Source organism: Pollutimonas bauzanensis, assembly GCF_900129885.1.
GTDB lineage: Bacteria > Pseudomonadota > Gammaproteobacteria > Burkholderiales > Burkholderiaceae_B > Pollutimonas > Pollutimonas bauzanensis.
Genome location: NZ_FQXE01000003.1, coordinates 487,949 through 503,101 on the forward strand (window position 1 = coordinate 487,949; position 15,153 = coordinate 503,101).

Annotated in this window: 14 protein-coding genes; 5 read left to right on the top strand and 9 right to left on the bottom strand. The window is 62.4% G+C overall.

The window, feature by feature from the left end:
* The first annotated feature begins 98 nt into the window (after positions 1-98).
* Together BUB23_RS08165 and BUB23_RS08170 are read left to right on the top strand one after the other, a co-directional pair.
* The gene (locus BUB23_RS08165) at positions 99-1,091 is read left to right on the top strand and encodes a Bug family tripartite tricarboxylate transporter substrate binding protein (RefSeq protein WP_073102585.1); all 993 of its coding nucleotides are present in this window, start codon (positions 99-101) and stop codon (positions 1,089-1,091) included.
* Between the two features lie 173 nt (positions 1,092-1,264).
* Positions 1,265-1,927 (top strand): YiaD family glycine zipper/OmpA-like lipoprotein, encoded by a 663-nt coding sequence (locus BUB23_RS08170; RefSeq protein ID WP_073102586.1) that lies wholly within the window; start codon positions 1,265-1,267, stop codon positions 1,925-1,927.
* Between the two features lie 76 nt (positions 1,928-2,003).
* Here BUB23_RS08170 and thiC read toward each other — a convergent pair whose 3' ends face one another.
* Positions 2,004-3,917, bottom strand: coding sequence for a phosphomethylpyrimidine synthase ThiC (gene thiC, locus BUB23_RS08175; protein WP_073102587.1), 1,914 nt, complete (start codon positions 3,915-3,917; stop codon positions 2,004-2,006).
* Positions 3,918-4,269: 352 nt separating this feature from the next.
* Positions 4,270-4,695, bottom strand: a complete 426-nt coding sequence (locus BUB23_RS08180) for a helix-turn-helix domain-containing protein (protein WP_342743828.1) — start codon at positions 4,693-4,695, stop codon at positions 4,270-4,272.
* Positions 4,696-4,786: 91 nt separating this feature from the next.
* On the opposite strand from BUB23_RS08180, the gene BUB23_RS08185 reads away from it, so the two are divergent.
* On the top strand, positions 4,787-5,527 hold the full coding sequence (locus BUB23_RS08185) for a helix-turn-helix domain-containing protein (protein ID WP_073102589.1): 741 nt from the start codon (positions 4,787-4,789) through the stop codon (positions 5,525-5,527).
* A 23-nt stretch (positions 5,528-5,550) separates the two neighbouring features.
* Here BUB23_RS08185 and BUB23_RS08190 read toward each other — a convergent pair whose 3' ends face one another.
* Positions 5,551-6,804, bottom strand: coding sequence for a D-amino acid dehydrogenase (locus tag BUB23_RS08190; protein WP_073102590.1), 1,254 nt, complete (start codon positions 6,802-6,804; stop codon positions 5,551-5,553).
* Positions 6,805-6,998: 194 nt separating this feature from the next.
* Between BUB23_RS08190 and BUB23_RS08195 the strand changes: the two genes are divergently transcribed.
* Positions 6,999-7,487, top strand: a complete 489-nt coding sequence (locus BUB23_RS08195) for an Lrp/AsnC ligand binding domain-containing protein (RefSeq protein ID WP_073102591.1) — start codon at positions 6,999-7,001, stop codon at positions 7,485-7,487.
* 15 nt (positions 7,488-7,502) lie between these two features.
* Here the strand turns inward: BUB23_RS08195 and proB are convergent, their stop codons facing one another.
* From proB to BUB23_RS08225, 6 genes are all read right to left on the bottom strand, one after another.
* Positions 7,503-8,660, bottom strand: coding sequence for a glutamate 5-kinase (proB, locus tag BUB23_RS08200; protein WP_073102592.1), 1,158 nt, complete (start codon positions 8,658-8,660; stop codon positions 7,503-7,505).
* A gap of 61 nt (positions 8,661-8,721) precedes the next feature.
* Positions 8,722-9,843: a GTPase ObgE gene (gene obgE, locus BUB23_RS08205; protein ID WP_073102593.1), complete on the bottom strand. Its 1,122-nt coding sequence runs from the start codon at positions 9,841-9,843 to the stop codon at positions 8,722-8,724.
* A gap of 130 nt (positions 9,844-9,973) precedes the next feature.
* Complete coding sequence (gene rpmA / locus BUB23_RS08210) at positions 9,974-10,234, bottom strand: 50S ribosomal protein L27 (protein WP_073102594.1); 261 nt, start codon at positions 10,232-10,234, stop codon at positions 9,974-9,976.
* A 37-nt stretch (positions 10,235-10,271) separates the two neighbouring features.
* Positions 10,272-10,583 (bottom strand): 50S ribosomal protein L21, encoded by a 312-nt coding sequence (gene rplU / locus BUB23_RS08215; protein ID WP_073102595.1) that lies wholly within the window; start codon positions 10,581-10,583, stop codon positions 10,272-10,274.
* A gap of 1,417 nt (positions 10,584-12,000) precedes the next feature.
* Complete coding sequence (argJ, locus tag BUB23_RS08220) at positions 12,001-13,227, bottom strand: bifunctional glutamate N-acetyltransferase/amino-acid acetyltransferase ArgJ (RefSeq protein WP_073102596.1); 1,227 nt, start codon at positions 13,225-13,227, stop codon at positions 12,001-12,003.
* A 72-nt stretch (positions 13,228-13,299) separates the two neighbouring features.
* On the bottom strand, positions 13,300-13,788 hold the full coding sequence (locus BUB23_RS08225) for a MarR family winged helix-turn-helix transcriptional regulator (protein ID WP_143160922.1): 489 nt from the start codon (positions 13,786-13,788) through the stop codon (positions 13,300-13,302).
* Positions 13,789-13,980: 192 nt separating this feature from the next.
* On the opposite strand from BUB23_RS08225, the gene BUB23_RS08230 reads away from it, so the two are divergent.
* Complete coding sequence (locus tag BUB23_RS08230) at positions 13,981-15,069, top strand: M14 family metallopeptidase (RefSeq protein WP_073102598.1); 1,089 nt, start codon at positions 13,981-13,983, stop codon at positions 15,067-15,069.
* The last annotated feature ends 84 nt before the right edge of the window (positions 15,070-15,153 follow it).

Here is a 15,153-nt window from a genome sequence, read left to right on the forward strand (position 1 = left end):
GAGTGTTGCGCATACCGTACAGGCGCGCTCGCGCGCGCGGCTCAAATGGTGTACGGTTATGCCTCTTTATTATTTTTCATGACAAGGCATTACATCCTATGTTGTCCGCTTTGAAATCCTGGCCCGCCGCGGCCCTGGCGGCCTGCCTGGCCTTTTCCGCGGCCGCCCCGGCCGCCGCGCAAGAATTCCCCTCGCGGCCCATTACCTTCATCGTGCCTTATGCGCCGGGCGGCCCCCTGGACAGCATGGCGCGCCTGCTGGCAGAAAGGGTGCAGCCGGACCTGGGCAGCGTCATCGTGGAAAACCGCCCCGGCGCGGGCGGCAACATAGGCGCCAGCATTGCGGCCAAGGCCAAGCCCGACGGCTACACGCTGGTCATGGGCGCGGTCGCCACGAATGCGATCAACCCCTGGCTGTACGAGAAGCTGCCCTTCGACCCGGTCAAGAGCTTCGAGCCGGTGACCCTGGTCGCGTCGGTGCCCAATGTGCTGATCCTGAACAATGAATTCGCCAAGGCCAATGGCATCGATTCGGTCGCCGGCCTGGTGGCGTATGCCAAGAAAAACCCCGACCAGTTGAACTTCGCTTCGGGCGGCAACGGCAGCGCGGGCCATCTGGCCGGAGAGCTGCTGAATGTCCGCTCGGGCATCAAGACGGTGCACGTGCCCTATGCCGGCGCGTCCCCGGCCAAGCTGGCCCTGCTTGGCGGCCAGGTCAACTTCATGTTCGACAACCTGGCGTCCGCCACCCCCCTGATAAGCGAAGGCAAGGTCAAGGCCCTGGCCGTCACCACGGTGGAGCGCGCTTCCTCCTTGCCGGACCTTCCGACCATGCAGCAGGAAGGCATCGCCAATTTCGACCTGGGCACCTGGTTCGGCGTATTCACCACGGGCGGCACGCCCAAGGCGGTGGTCGACAAGCTCAATGCGGCGTATGTAAAGGCGCTGCAAGACCCGGCCGTGCGCAAGAGCCTGCTGACCATGGGTTCGGACGCCAAGCCCACGACTCCCGAGGAATTCGCCGAACTGGTCAAGCACGACCTGGCCAAGTACAAGGAGATCGTCCAGGTATCGGGCGCCAAGCTGTTCTGACGATAGGGATGGGGCGCGCAAGCGCTCCATAATGTGAAGGGCTCCGGCAGATAGTCAACAAAAGTAAATCGCTCGCTTACAGAACCAAAATGTAACACTTGCCCGCGGGTTGCCTTGCTAGCATAGTGGCCAGCAGAGACTACCCCTGCTTACCCATGGGAAAGGAGAATTACATGAAAGTATCTATGCGTGCGAGCCGGATCGCTACCTGCATCAGCATTGCGGCCTTGATGGCCGGCTGCGCCAATTTGAACGACATGGGCACCGGCGGCAAGACCGCCGTGGGCGCCGGGGCCGGCGCCGCCGTCGGCGCGGGGCTGGGGGCGCTGATCGGGGACAGCAGCAAGGCCGCCGCCATAGGCGCCGGCATCGGCGCCGTTGCGGGCGGCATCGCCGGCTATAACTGGAAGGGCGTCAAGAACGACGTGGAAAAATCCGGCGCCAGCAGCCTGGGCGTGGATGTGACCGAAATGCCCGACGGCACTTTGCGGGTGAATATCCCCAGCAATGTCTCCTTCGACACCAACAAGTATGCATTGAAGCCGGCCTTGCTGCCGGTGCTCGACAGTGTCGCGCGGGCCCTGGTGCAGCATCCTGAATTGCGCGCCAAGTCTATCGGCTATACCGACAGCACCGGTTCGGACGCCACCAACCAGACCCTGTCGGTCAACCGGGCGCGCGCTGTCGCCAATTACCTCACCCAGCAGGGCGTTCCCACCGGCAATCTGACCGCCGAAGGGCGCGGCCCCAGCAACCCGCTGGCCGACAACGCCACCGCCGAAGGCCGCGCCATGAACCGCCGCGTCGAACTGTACCTGTACGCGATCCAGAAGTAGCGCCCGGTTCCCGCCGTTATCGTCATGAAAAGGCGCCCCTTTCGGGGCGCCTTTTCTATCCGGCCCGCGCGGCGGTTCAGAGCTTCTGGTAAATATTCGCCCCCTTTTCCCTGAACTCCACGGCTTTTTCCTGCATGCCGGTGCGCAGGGCCGCCTGGTCGTCCAGGCCCTTGTTGCGCGCGTATTCCCGCACGTCCTGGGTGATCTTCATGCTGCAGAAGTGAGGGCCGCACATTGAACAGAAGTGCGCGACCTTCATGGAATCCTTGGGCAGGGTCTCGTCATGGAAATCCTTGGCGGTATCGGGGTCCAGGCCCAGGTTGAATTGATCTTCCCAGCGGAATTCGAACCTGGCCTTGGACAAGGCATTGTCCCGTATGGCCGCGCCCGGGTGGCCTTTGGCCAGGTCGGCGGCATGCGCGGCGATCTTGTAGGTGATGATGCCGTCTTTCACGTCTTTCTTGTTGGGCAGGCCCAGGTGTTCCTTGGGCGTCACATAGCACAGCATGGCCGTGCCGTACCAGCCTATCAGCGCGGCGCCTATGCCGGAGGTGATGTGATCGTAGCCGGGAGCGATGTCGGTGGTCAGCGGCCCAAGGGTGTAGAAGGGCGCTTCGTGGCAGTGCTCCAGCTGCATATCCATGTTTTCCTTGATGAGCTGCATGGGCACATGGCCCGGCCCCTCCACCATGACCTGCACGTCGTGCCGCCACGCCACCTGGGTCAGTTCCCCCAGCGTTTTCAGCTCGGCGAACTGGGCCTCGTCGTTGGCGTCGTAGCCCGACCCCGGGCGCAAGCCGTCGCCCAGCGAAAAGCTGACGTCGTAGGCCTTCATGATTTCGCAGATATCCTCGAAGCGCTCATACACAAAGCTTTCCTTGTGATGCGCCAGGCACCACTTGGCGATGATGGAGCCGCCGCGCGACACAATGCCCGTCATGCGGTCCGCCGTCATGGGGATGAAGGGCAGCCGCACCCCGGCGTGGATGGTGAAGTAGTCGACTCCCTGTTCGGCCTGCTCGATCAGGGTGTCGCGGAAGATCTCCCAGGTCAGGTCCTCGGCCTTGCCGTCGACTTTTTCCAGCGCTTGATAGATGGGCACCGTGCCTATGGGCACGGGCGAGTTGCGTATGATCCACTCGCGGGTCTCGTGTATGTTCTTGCCGGTGGACAGGTCCATGACGGTATCGCCGCCCCAGCGTATGGCCCAGGTCATTTTCTCGACTTCTTCGCTGATGCTGGAATTCAGGGCCGAATTGCCGATATTGGCGTTGATCTTCACCAGGAAGTTGCGGCCTATGGCCATGGGCTCGCTTTCAGGGTGGTTGATGTTCGCCGGAAGAATCGCCCGGCCCCGGGCGATTTCATCGCGCACGAATTCAGGGGTAATGGAGGCGGGAATCGATGCGCCGAAGGGCTGGCCGGGGTGCTGGCGCAGCAGGCGCTGCGCCAGCCTTGCGCCGTCGGGACCGCTGGCGCGCAGCATTTCCACATAGTGTTCGCGCCGCAGGTTCTCGCGTATGGCCACGAATTCCATTTCGGGGGTGATTATGCCTTGCCGCGCGTAATGCATTTGCGAGACATTGGCGCCCGGCCTGGCGCGGCGCGGCGGCCGGTGCAATTCGAAGCGCATGGCCGCCAGCCTGGCGTCCCGCAGGCGGTCGCGGCCATATTCGCTGCTGGGGCCGGCAAGTTGCTCGGTATCATTGCGTTCGCCTATCCAACCGCTGCGCAGGGGGGCGAGCCCCTTGCGTATGTCGATCTGGACGGCGGGGTCGGTATATGGCCCGCTGGTATCGTAAACGACCAGGGGCGGGTTGCTTTCACCGCCGAACATGGTGGGCGTATCGCTTTGCGCGACTTCGCGGAACGGCACGCGGATATCGGGCCGGGAGCCGGCCTGGTATATCTTGCGCGATTGCGGAAGAGGCGCGACGGCAGCCGCGTCGACTTGCGCGGTGGTGGCGGAAAACAGGGGATTGGTCTTCAAGGCTCGCTCCAAAAGTATAAATAGTGGAGCCGACAGGGAATAGTCCCGCCGATATTGATAGATATCAACGAGTACGCTTCCAGCATCGGCATTATCCGTACTGGTACGAAGGGTTTTTCTCAACCCGTTGGCATCAACGAGTACCCCTGCGTGGGAGCAAGTATAGAGGCTTATCGCCGAACTTTCACGGCTGGCGTCCTGTTTGGCTAATTCAAACACTCGCATTCGGCGCCTGGGCCCGCCATGCTGCGTTGCAAATCCTCGCGATAGCCACTGCTATCGCTGCGGTTTGCGCCTTGTCTGACCCGCCCATGCATCCGAATTTGAGTGCACGAACTAACCGAACAGGACACTAGCCGGTTTTCTGCAGCGATTTGATCAGGCTGGCCAGCGTGTTTTCCACGATGGCGCGCGCGTCGGCGGGAAGAGACCAGTATTCGTCGGGCGAGATGCCGGCGAAGGGCCAGGGCGCAAGCTTGTGTATGGGGCCCGATTCGGCGAGCTGGTATGACGTTCGTGTTTCCGCGGGCGGCGGCAAAGGCTCCTGGGGGCCTGTGCCCAGCGCCAGCCATATGGGGTTTACGTCGAGCGCCTCGGCCAGGGTGAAAATGTCTTTTGCCATTCTGCGGCTGCCGCTTTCGTAGTTGGCGATGGCGCTTTGCGATAGCCCACAGGCGCCGGCCAGGGCTGTCTGGCTCAGGCCGCGCGCGGTTCGGGTACGACGGAGGCGTTCTGCAAAGAGGTTCACGTTTGTGATTGAACGATTTAATCCAATCACGTTGGTAATAGTGCTAATTTCAATTGTGATAATATATTGTAAATTAGGGTAAACAAATGTGTTTTCGACTCATTTTGCCTGCCGGTCCGCCATGAACCTCCACCCCGTCGTACTGCTGTTCGACCCGCCGCCCGCCCAGGGCGAATCCGGCTACCCCATCGCGCCGCTGCAGGCGCAAGGCTTCGACGTGCTGCCTTGCGCCTGCCTGCCGGAACTGTATGGCAGGGCGCAGGAAAATGCCGCGCAAGCCGGCGCGCCGCCGCTGTTCGTGCTGGCCGGCACGCAGGCCGACAATTGCGCCGCGGCAAGCTATCTGCGCACGCTGTATCCGGCCGCCGGCATCCTGGCGCTGGTCGCCTCCGGCAGCGACGCCAGGCTGGCCCAAACCCTGCAAAGCGGGGCAGACAACTACTGCCGGCGCAATGCATCCACCGCGCTGGTGCTTGCCTCGCTGTTGCGCCTGCTGTGGCGCGCCGGCCATCCCGGCGCCATCGCCGAGGGTCTGCAGCCGCCATCGCCGGAGACAGGCTGCTGGTCGCTGCTCGAACGGGGCTGGGTGCTGGGCGGCCCGCGGGGCCAGCGCATTCCGCTCACCACCGGCGAGCGCGCCTTCCTGACCACGCTTTTTGCCGCGCCCGACCTGCGCGCCGACCACCGGCAGCTTATCGACGCGGTCAATTCCAGCTACTCGCTTATTTCGCCGCCCACCCATCAGGCCCGCCTGGGCCTGCTGGTCAGCCGCCTGCGGCGCAAGTTCCGCGCGCATGGCGCGGAAGTCCCCTTGAAGTCAGTGCACAGCTGGGGCTATATGTTCACCGGTACGGTGGCCTAGCCATGCAGGCCGCGCCGGGCGCTCTAGCCCTCGTAGCGCTGTATCGACAGGTCGTCGCTGCGTATGGCCGTAGGGCGTCCCGATACGATGTCGGCCAGCAACTGCCCGCTGCCGCAGGCCATGGTCCAGCCCAGGGTGCCATGCCCGGTGTTCAGGAACAGGTTGCCGTAGCGCGTGGCGCCGACGATGGGCGTGCTGTCCGGGGTCTTGGGCCGCAGGCCGGTCCAGAACGACACATCGCCGCCGGCGCGGCCGCCCGGAAACAAATCATCCACGACCATCTCCAGCGTTCTTTGGCGCCTGGGGTCCAGGCTCAGGTCGAAACCGGCGATCTCGGCCATGCCGCCCACGCGTATGCGCCGCTCGAATCGCGTAATGGCGATCTTGTAGGTCTCGTCCAGCAAGGTCGAAACCGGCGCGCGGCTTTCGTCGGCGATGGGAACGGTGATCGAATAGCCCTTCATGGGGTAGACCGGCAAGGGCTGCACATGCTTTAGCAGCAGGGTCGAATACGAGCCCAGCGCCATCACATAGGCATCGGCCTGCGCCAGGCTGTCGCCGCACTGCACACCCGAGATCCGCCCGCCGCCGACGTGCAACTGCTGGACATTCACGCCGTAGTGGAACGTCACGCCGAGCTTGCGGGCTTCCTCCGCGAGCCGCGTGGTAAAGAGGTGGCAGTCGCCGGTCTCGTCGTCCGGCAAGCGCAGGCCGCCCACCAGCTTGTCCTCGCTGTATGCCAGCGCCGGCTCGGCCTTGTGCAAGTCCTTGCGCCCCAGCAGTTCGTAGTTCATCCCCGCCTCTTTCAGCACGGCGATGTCCTGGCCGACAGCGTCGAGCTGCCGCTGGCTGCGGAATACCTGCAGAGTGCCTTGCCGGCGGCCTTCGTACTGGATGCCTATGGCCCGGCGCAGTTCATCCAGGCATGCGCCGCTGTAGCCGGACAGCCTGACCAGGCGCTCTTTGTTGACGGCATAGCGGCCGGCCGTGCAGTTGCGCCACATCTGGTACATCCACCACAGCTGGAACAGGCTGCCGTCGGGCCGCCACGATAGGGGAGGATGTTCGGCGAAGATCCATTTCAGGGCCTTCAGCGGCACGCCGGGCGCCGCCCAGGGCGAGGAATAGCCATAGGATATCTGGCCCGCATTGGCGAAACTGGTTTCAAGGGCGCTGGCGGGCTGCCGCTCGAACACGCTCACTTCGTGCCCCTGCCTGGCCAGATAATAGGCGCTGCAGACGCCTATGACACCCGCGCCCAACACAACAATTTTCATTCTAAAACGCCATTTATGTTCGGTTTCGATGATGTTAAGTCACTATGCCCAGGACTTTTTCCTGAAGAATTGCGTTTTCCAGGGGTTTATCCTGTTTTCCGATCTTTCGGGCGGCATTTCAGCAATAATTGCTATTGCGGCGGCGCCGGCGCCATCGAGGCGGCCGGCGGCCATGAAATCCTGGAGGACACGGCGTGCGCATACAGCGGAATCCTGTTTATACATTAGATAAACTTGACAGAAATATCCTCGATTTGTTGCAGCGCGATGGGCGGATGTCCATGACGGACCTGGCCGAGAGCGTGGGGCTTACCGTTACGCCCTGCATAGAGCGCGTCAAGCGCCTGGAGCGCGACGGCGTGATTACCGGCTATTACGCCAGGGTCGCGCCCCAGGCGCTGGACGCCGGCCTGCTGGTTTTCGTGGAAATTTCCATGTCCAGCAAATCGGACCGCACTTTCGAGGATTTCCGGCGCGAGATACTTTGCATACCCCAAGTGCAGGAATGCCACCTCGTGTCAGGCGACTTCGATTACCTGGTCAAGGCGCGCATCAAGGAAATCAGCCAGTACCGCAGCCTGCTGGGCGACATTCTTCTGCGTTTGCCCGGGGTGACCCAGACCAAGAGCTGCGTGGTCATGGAAGAGATCAAGGAAACCCTGTTCATCGCCGCGCAGAAATGACAGGCCTGCGGGATGTCAGGCCTTGTCGGCGGCGCGGCGGACGAAGACCATGTTGTCGCGATGCATCAGTTCGGGGTCGGACATGCTGCCCAGAATACCGGCGATGCGGCTGCTGGGCTGGCGCATGATGCGGCGGGTGTCCGCCGACGAATAATTGATCAGCCCGCGGCCGCATTCCACGCCGTGCTGATCCACGCAGGCCACGACGTCTCCGCGCTCGAATTCGCCCTCGACCGCGCTCACGCCGATGGCGAGCAGGCTTTTGTGGTCCCGCGTCAGGGCTCGCACCGCGCCATCGTCCAGAGTGATGCGGCCGCGCAGGCGCAGGTGATTGGCCAGCCAGCGCTGGCGCGCCGAACGCACAGGCAGTATGGCGCGCAGCTCCGTGCCGATCTGTTCGCCTTGAGCCAATCGCAGCAGGACATTGGCTTCGCGCCCCGAAGCGATGACCGTATGGCCGCCGCTATTGGCGGCGCGCTTGGCGGCAAGCACTTTGGTAAGCATGCCGCCCGTGCCGATATTGCTGCCGGAACCGCCGGCCATGGCCTCGAGGGCGGGGTCGCCCGCCTGGCCGACGGCAATGAACCTGGCGTCCGGGTCCTTGCGCGGGTCGGCGCTGTACAGCCCGGACTGGTCGGTCAGTATGACCAGCGCTTCGGCTTCGATCAGATTGGTGACCAGGGCGCCCAGCGTGTCGTTGTCGCCCAGGCGTATTTCGTCGGTGACCACCGTGTCGTTTTCATTGACGATGGGCACGACGCCCAGGCCGAGCAGGGTGTAGAGCGTGCTGCGGGCGTTGAGGTAGCGGCGCCGGTCGGCCAGGTCTTCGTGCGTAAGGAGGATTTGCGCCGTGCGTACGCCGTGCTTGGCGAAAGCCACTTCATAAGCCTGGATCAGCCCCATCTGGCCGACCGCGGCGGCCGCCTGCAGTTCATGCATGGCATTCGGGCGCCGCGGCCAGCCCAGGCGCGCCATGCCTTCGGCGATGGCGCCGCTGGAAACCAGCACCATTTGCTTGCCCTGGGCGTGCAGGCTGGCGATCTGTTCGGCCCACTGGGCGACGGCGGCGACGTCTATGCCTTTGCCCTCGTTGGTCACGAGGGAGGAACCTACTTTGACGACCAGGCGCTTGGCCTGCGCGACGGCGGACTGCGGGATGGGAGAGGCGGCCATGGAAGGAGGAACGGCGAAGGTTAGGTATTGTCGGGGGGCGGTCGTGTCGGAGCGCGTTTCGTCAGGTATTGTCGGGGCCGGTCGTGTCGGAGCGCGTTTCATCGAAACGGGGATCTTCGGCGACATAGCTGCCGTCGGCCTTGTCCTGCTCGACATGGGCCTTGCGGCTTTCGGCGTCCAGCCAGTCCTGCAGGCGCCAGATCAATTGCTGGGTGCCGTCGCCCGTCAGGGCGGAAACGCTGAAAACGGGACCGGTCCAATCCAGCGCCCGGCACAGGCGTTCCTGGGCGGCTTCGGGGTCGTCGACCATGTCCAGCTTGTTGAGCACCAGCCAGCGCGGCTTTTCGTAGAGGTCATTGTCATAGAGGCGCAGTTCCTCGACGATGGCGCGGGCGTCCTTGGCGGCCTGCTCGATCGCGTCGGTGTCCGGGTCGGGCGAGGACACGTCGACCAGATGCAGGAGCACACGGGTGCGCGTCAGGTGGCGCAGGAACAGATGGCCCAGGCCGGCGCCTTCGGACGCGCCTTCGATGAGGCCGGGAATGTCGGCGATGACGAAGCTGCGCGACGGCGAGGTGCGCACTACGCCAAGATTGGGATGCAGGGTGGTAAAAGGATAGTCGGCAATCTTGGGGCGCGCATTGGACACCTTGCTGATCAGGGTCGACTTGCCGGCGTTGGGCAGGCCCAGCAGGCCGACATCGGCCAGGACTTTGAGTTCGAGGCGCAGCTTGCGCTGTTCGCCGTCCTGCCCGGGCGTGAATTGCTTGGGGGCTCGGTTGGTGCTGGACTTGAAGTGCAGATTGCCCAGGCCGCCGGCGCCGCCGGCCGCGAGCGTGACTTTTTCATTGTGGCGGTCCAGGTCGAAAAGCAGTTCGCCGGTTTCCGCGTCCAGTATGGTGGTGCCCACCGGCACGCGCAGGGTGATATCGGGCGCGGCGGCGCCGTACTGATCGGAGCCGCGGCCGTTTTCGCCGTTCTTGCCGCGGTGCAGGCGCGCGTAGCGATAGTCGATCAGGGTGTTGATATTGCGGTCGGCGATGGCATAGACGCTGCCGCCGCGGCCGCCGTCGCCGCCATCCGGGCCGCCCTTGGGAATGAATTTTTCGCGGCGAAAGCTCGCGGCGCCATTGCCGCCTTTGCCGGCGATGACTTCGATGGTTGCTTCGTCTACGAATTTCATTTCAGGTACTTTAAAAATAGCGGGAAAGAGGCGCGCCGCGGATGGCGCTGGCAGGCGGAGCCTGCCTGCCTATTCTAAAACAAAAAGCCCCACCTAAATGGCAGGGCTTTTGCGGGTCTGCGCGCCGAATTTATTCGGCCGCAATCACCGAGACGGTGCGCTTGTTGAGCGCGCCTTTGATGGCGAACTTGACGGTGCCATCGATCAGCGAAAACAAGGTATGGTCTTTGCCCATGCCAACGTTGGTGCCGGGGTGGAATTGTGTGCCGCGCTGGCGGATGATGATCGAACCGGCCGAGATGACCTGGCCGCCATAGGTTTTTACGCCCAGTCGTTTCGATTCTGAGTCGCGGCCGTTACGCGTTGAGCCGCCGCCTTTTTTCTGTGCCATGTTTAGCTCCTGCTATGCAAATCCGTTAAGGCTATCGTTAGGCCGCAATGGCTACGATGCGCAATTCGGTGTAATTTTGACGATGGCCTTGACGCTTCTGGTAGTGCTTGCGACGGCGCATCTTGAAAATCTTGACCTTGTCGTGGCGGCCTTGCGCAAGAACGGTTGCTGTGACCACGGCGCCGGCGACCAAAGGCGTGCCAATTCTTAATTGTTCGCCTTCGCCAACCGATAAAACCTGGTCTAGCGTGATTTCTTGCCCAATGTCTGCCGGTATCTGTTCTATCTTTAGTTTTTGACCTGCAGCAACACGATACTGTTTGCCGCCGGTTTTTATGACCGCGTACATGTGGGAATTCCTAAGTAAAAGCCTTGGCCAAAATGCCAAGCTCATGATTCTAGCGCGATGTGGCAGGCGAAGTCAACCGCGGGCGGATGAAATAGCATGTTAAGTCAAGCAGTTACCGGTGGGAGAGTTCTTGTTTTCTCTCAAGGCGTGTGCCTGGTCTTGGTGTTTCGTCGTTGTTCTTCTGGTACGTGATTTGTTCTTAAGACGTGTGCTTGATCTTGGCGTTTTGGTCGTTATTCTTCTGGCACTCCCTTCTTAAGACGTGTGCCGGTTCCTGGTGACCTTGTTCTGCGCCGCGTTGCCGGTCCAGCGCCTGCGCGCTGGACACCGCCACGCCTAGCTCGTCCGCCCCGTTCGGGGCTCCCTTCGCGATCGGCTAGCTCGGCCCCGGACGTCGCGCCACAAGGTCCCCAGGACCCGACCCACTGCATATCATTAATTGTTTCGCTGCTAGGGCGGGCGGGGTGCTTGGCATTTTTTTGTTGAAGTTGCTACTGGCCAAAGATCTTGCAGTGCCGCCAAAAAGTCGATCCCCGCCGGATCGCCTTTTTGGCATACGGGCTGGTGGGTTGAGAGGCTGCTGGATTTGAGACTTGCCTATACTGGATTTGAGGCTTGCTTATACTGGGTTTGAGGCTCGCTTATATTTATTTGATCGTTGGGTCGTTAGTTTGATTACTGCCTGGATGTGGGGAAAGGCAAGGCGCTTTATCGCTAACGCGACCTACGAGAATTAGCTAGCGCGCCCTACGAATCGCGATCTGTCAACGAGCTCTGATTGATGAATTCGATAGGCATAGAATCATCTTGTACGAGCCATCAATATACGAACCGCGAACGCATAAGCTTGGCGCAATACGAAATGCGACACCGTAGCCTAGCCAACTCCGTAGGCCGTATCAGCCCCTATGCCCAAGCGGGCCGGCTGGCGGCCCGCGCCGGGCGAGCGCGCAAGGTCTTTCTTGACAGCCAAAACCTTAGCAAGAATGCCAAGCACCCAGCCCGTCCCAGCAGAGACACAAAACCTGGGATGCAGTCGTTGGCGCGGTGGTGGAAGGTAGCGGTCCGTCCGGGGCCGAGCAAGCCGGCCGCGAAGGCAGCCCCGAACGGGGCGAACGAGCGAGGCGAGGCGGGGTCCGCCGCGCAGGGCGGCGGACCAGGCAACGCGGACCGCTACCTTCCACCACCGCGGCGGCGACGTGTTAAGACAACCATCGATGCACAACGGCGACGTGTTAAAGACAACCATCGATGCACAACGGCGGCGTGTTAAAGACAACCATCGATGCACGACAGCGGCATGTTAAAGGTATCCGCAACCATCAACAAAGCCGCGTATTAAGAACCAGCAAGCAATTCGACACCGGCTTACATCAACTTTCGACGTGAACCACGTCGCATACGGCGCCAAGTGCGTTCAGGACCGGTAATCGGCATTGATGCTGACGTATTCGTGCGAAAAGTCGCAGGTATACACCGTATCCGACACATCGCCGCGCCCCAGCGCAATGCGCACCGTGATCTCGGGCTCCTTCATGACGCGCTGGCCGTCGGCCTCCTGGTAGCCGGGATGGCGCTGCCCCTCGCTGGCCACCAGCACATCGCCCAGCCAGAGCTTGATGCCGCCCACGTCCAGGTCGGCTATCCCGGCATAGCCAATGGCGCATAAAATGCGGCCCAGATTGGGGTCCGACGCGAAAAAGGCGGTCTTGACCAGGGGCGACTGCGCCACGGCATAGGCCACTTTGAGCGCTTCTTCGCTGCTTCCGGCTTCCTCCACCTGTATGGTCATGAATTTTGTCGCGCCTTCCGCGTCGCGCACGATTTTTTGCGCCAGATCGGTGGCGGCGCCGGCCAGCGCCGCATATAGCGGCGCGTACAGCGGATCGGACGCCGAATCGACGCGCACTCCGCTTTTGCCGGTGGCGATGATGATGAAGGAATCATTGGTGGAGGTATCGCCGTCCACGGTAATGCGGTTGAAGGAACGGTCGGCGATGCTGCGCGCCATTTCCTCGAGCAAAGCGGGGGCGACGCCCGCGTCGGTTGCCAAGTAGCCCAGCATCGTGGCCATATTCGGGCGTATCATGCCGGCGCCCTTGCTGATGCCGGTGATGGTGATGGTTTTATCGCCCAGCGCCAGCCGTTGCGATACGATTTTCGGCTGGGTATCGGTGGTCATGATGCTGTGGGCGGCCGCGAACCAGTTGTTGTCCCCGAGGCCGTCGACGGCCTGGGGCAGTCCAGCCACCAGGCGGTCCAGCGGCAGGGGTTCCAGGATGACGCCGGTCGAAAACGGCAGGACCTGGGACGGTTCGATACCGAGAAGCCCGGCCAGGGCGGCGCAAGTGTCTCTGGCGGCCTGCAGGCCGGTTTCGCCGGTGCCCGCGTTGGCATTGCCCGTATTGACCACCAGCGCGCGTATGCCCCGGCCTTCGGCGAGATGCGCCTCGCAGACTTGCACGGGAGCGGCGCGGAACCGGTTCAAGGTGAAGACGCCCGCCACGCTGCTGCCCTGGGCGAGGCGGAATACCGTCAGGTCGCGGCGCTTGGCCTTGCGTATGCCGGCTTCGGCCGTGCCGATTTCGACGCCTGCCACGGCAAAGATGTTGGATTCCGGCGGGATGTACAAATTGACGGCCATGACGGGGTCTCAGCTAAAGGAGGTGGACGAAAGGCCCGCGGCATATGGCGGGCCTGCCAGCCGTCAATTTTATCAGGGGCGGCCCGACAGCTTGGGCTGGGCCAGTTGCTTGAGTTCGCCCAGCGCTTCGAAAAGCGCGCCGCGGCTATTTTCGGAGAGGCCGCCAAACAGCGCGCGTATCCATTGCTCGTGCGATTTGGCCATTTTCTTGAATGTGCGCTTGCCCTTGGCGGTAAGCCGTATCAGCGAACTGCGCCGATCCGTGGCGACCTTGATGCGTTCCACCATGCCCTCTTTCTCGAGCTGGTCGGTAATTCCCGTAATATTGCCGTTGGTGACCATCATGTGGCGCGAGAGTTCGCTCATTTTCATGCCGCCGGGAACCCGCAGGAGCTGCGCCATCAGGTCGAAGCGCGGCAGGGTGGTTTCGAATTCGGCGCGCAGCCGGCCGCGGATTTCGCCCTCCACCAGGTTGCAGCAGCTGAGCAGGCGCAGCCAGAGCCGCAGGTCCTGGTGGTCGGCGGGCACGGTGCGGCTTTCCAGGTCGGGGATGCTTGGTATTTTGCTTACGGCGGAGATATCGCTCATGACGTTTTAAAGGCCCAAAGTAACGATGGAGATATTTTAATCTTCAATTACATGGCGGTGTTGAGTTCGCCATGCGATCGCGATCTGCTGTAGTGTAATGACCCGGCCCGCTGGCGTCTTTGATGTTATGCAGGGATAGCGCAAATAAAAGCAAATGGAGGCTTCATGTTTGAAACATTTTTCGGCCGCAGCTATGCGGATGCCAGGGCCCATTTCGTGGCGGCGGCAAGCCGGCGGCATTGCGAGCTGCTGTCGCGCGTGAATCCGGCCGGCCCGGGAGTGGACGGCGAGGTCCTGTCCATGGACGTGGCCTATTGCGGGCCCGGCGAGGCCCGCTCTCTGCTGGTCCTGACCTCGGCCATGCATGGCGAGGAAGGATATTGCGGCTCGGGATGCCAGGTTGCCTTGCTCAACGACCAAGCCTTGCTCGACAGGGCGCATGGCAATGGAATCGGCATTTTGCTGATACACGCGCTGAATCCCTATGGGTTCTCGTGGGGGCATCGTACCAATGAAGACAATATAGACCTGAACCGGAATTTCTGCGATTTCAGCCAGCCTCTGCCGGACAATGGGCACTACCGCAGCCTGCACCCCTTGCTGATTCCCGACGCCTGGCCGCCGCTGCCTGAAAACGCCGCCGCCATCCGGGCGTTCATCGACGCCGAAGGCGAGCAGGCCTATCGCGAAGGCATGATGCTGGGCCAGTACAGCCACCCGGCGGGGCTGTTCTACGGCGGACGCCAGCCTTGCTGGAGCAATCTCGCCCTGCGCGATATTCTCGGGCGCTACGGGAAAAACCGCGACCGCATCGCCTGGATCGATTACCACACCGGGCTCGGGCCCTACGGGCACGCCGAAAAGATCTTCGTGCAGAAGGGCGACCCGGAGTATCGCCGCGCGCGGGCGTGGTGGGGCGCCGATGTGGTTTCAGTGGTGGACCCGAATACCAGCACGGTGGATGTCAGGGGGACCGGCCTGCGGGCCCTGCTGGAAGAGTGCGGCCAGGTTCCGGAGCTGACCTTCCTGGCGCTGGAGTATGGCACGCTGCCCATGGATGACATCTTTCTGGCCCTGCGCGGCGACCGCTGGCTGGCTGGCCATGCGGACGCCGACCCCGCGCAGCGGGCCGCGCTGAAGGCGGCCCACAAGGCGGCGTTCTATCCCGACCACGACGACTGGCGCGGCGCGGTGGTGGGCCAGTCGCGCGCCACCCTGCTGCAGGCCGTTTACGGATTGTCGGCGCCGCGCTAGGATGCCTGGGCAAGGCCGGCAAAAGATCCTTGCTTGCGGTTTTCTTTGACTATATAGTTTAAGCTTAAAGTAAATGGCGGATGC

Coding starts and splice junctions, on each gene's coding strand:
- BUB23_RS08165 (WP_073102585.1), top strand. CDS start 99: ATGTTGTCCGCTTTGAAATCCTGGCCCGCCGCGGCCCTGGCGGCCTGC.
- BUB23_RS08170 (WP_073102586.1), top strand. CDS start 1,265: ATGAAAGTATCTATGCGTGCGAGCCGGATCGCTACCTGCATCAGCATT.
- BUB23_RS08185 (WP_073102589.1), top strand. CDS start 4,787: ATGAACCTCCACCCCGTCGTACTGCTGTTCGACCCGCCGCCCGCCCAG.
- BUB23_RS08190 (WP_073102590.1), bottom strand. CDS start 6,804: ATGAAAATTGTTGTGTTGGGCGCGGGTGTCATAGGCGTCTGCAGCGCC.
- proB (WP_073102592.1), bottom strand. CDS start 8,660: ATGGCCGCCTCTCCCATCCCGCAGTCCGCCGTCGCGCAGGCCAAGCGC.
- obgE (WP_073102593.1), bottom strand. CDS start 9,843: ATGAAATTCGTAGACGAAGCAACCATCGAAGTCATCGCCGGCAAAGGC.
- rpmA (WP_073102594.1), bottom strand. CDS start 10,234: ATGGCACAGAAAAAAGGCGGCGGCTCAACGCGTAACGGCCGCGACTCA.
- rplU (WP_073102595.1), bottom strand. CDS start 10,583: ATGTACGCGGTCATAAAAACCGGCGGCAAACAGTATCGTGTTGCTGCA.
- argJ (WP_073102596.1), bottom strand. CDS start 13,227: ATGGCCGTCAATTTGTACATCCCGCCGGAATCCAACATCTTTGCCGTG.
- BUB23_RS08230 (WP_073102598.1), top strand. CDS start 13,981: ATGTTTGAAACATTTTTCGGCCGCAGCTATGCGGATGCCAGGGCCCAT.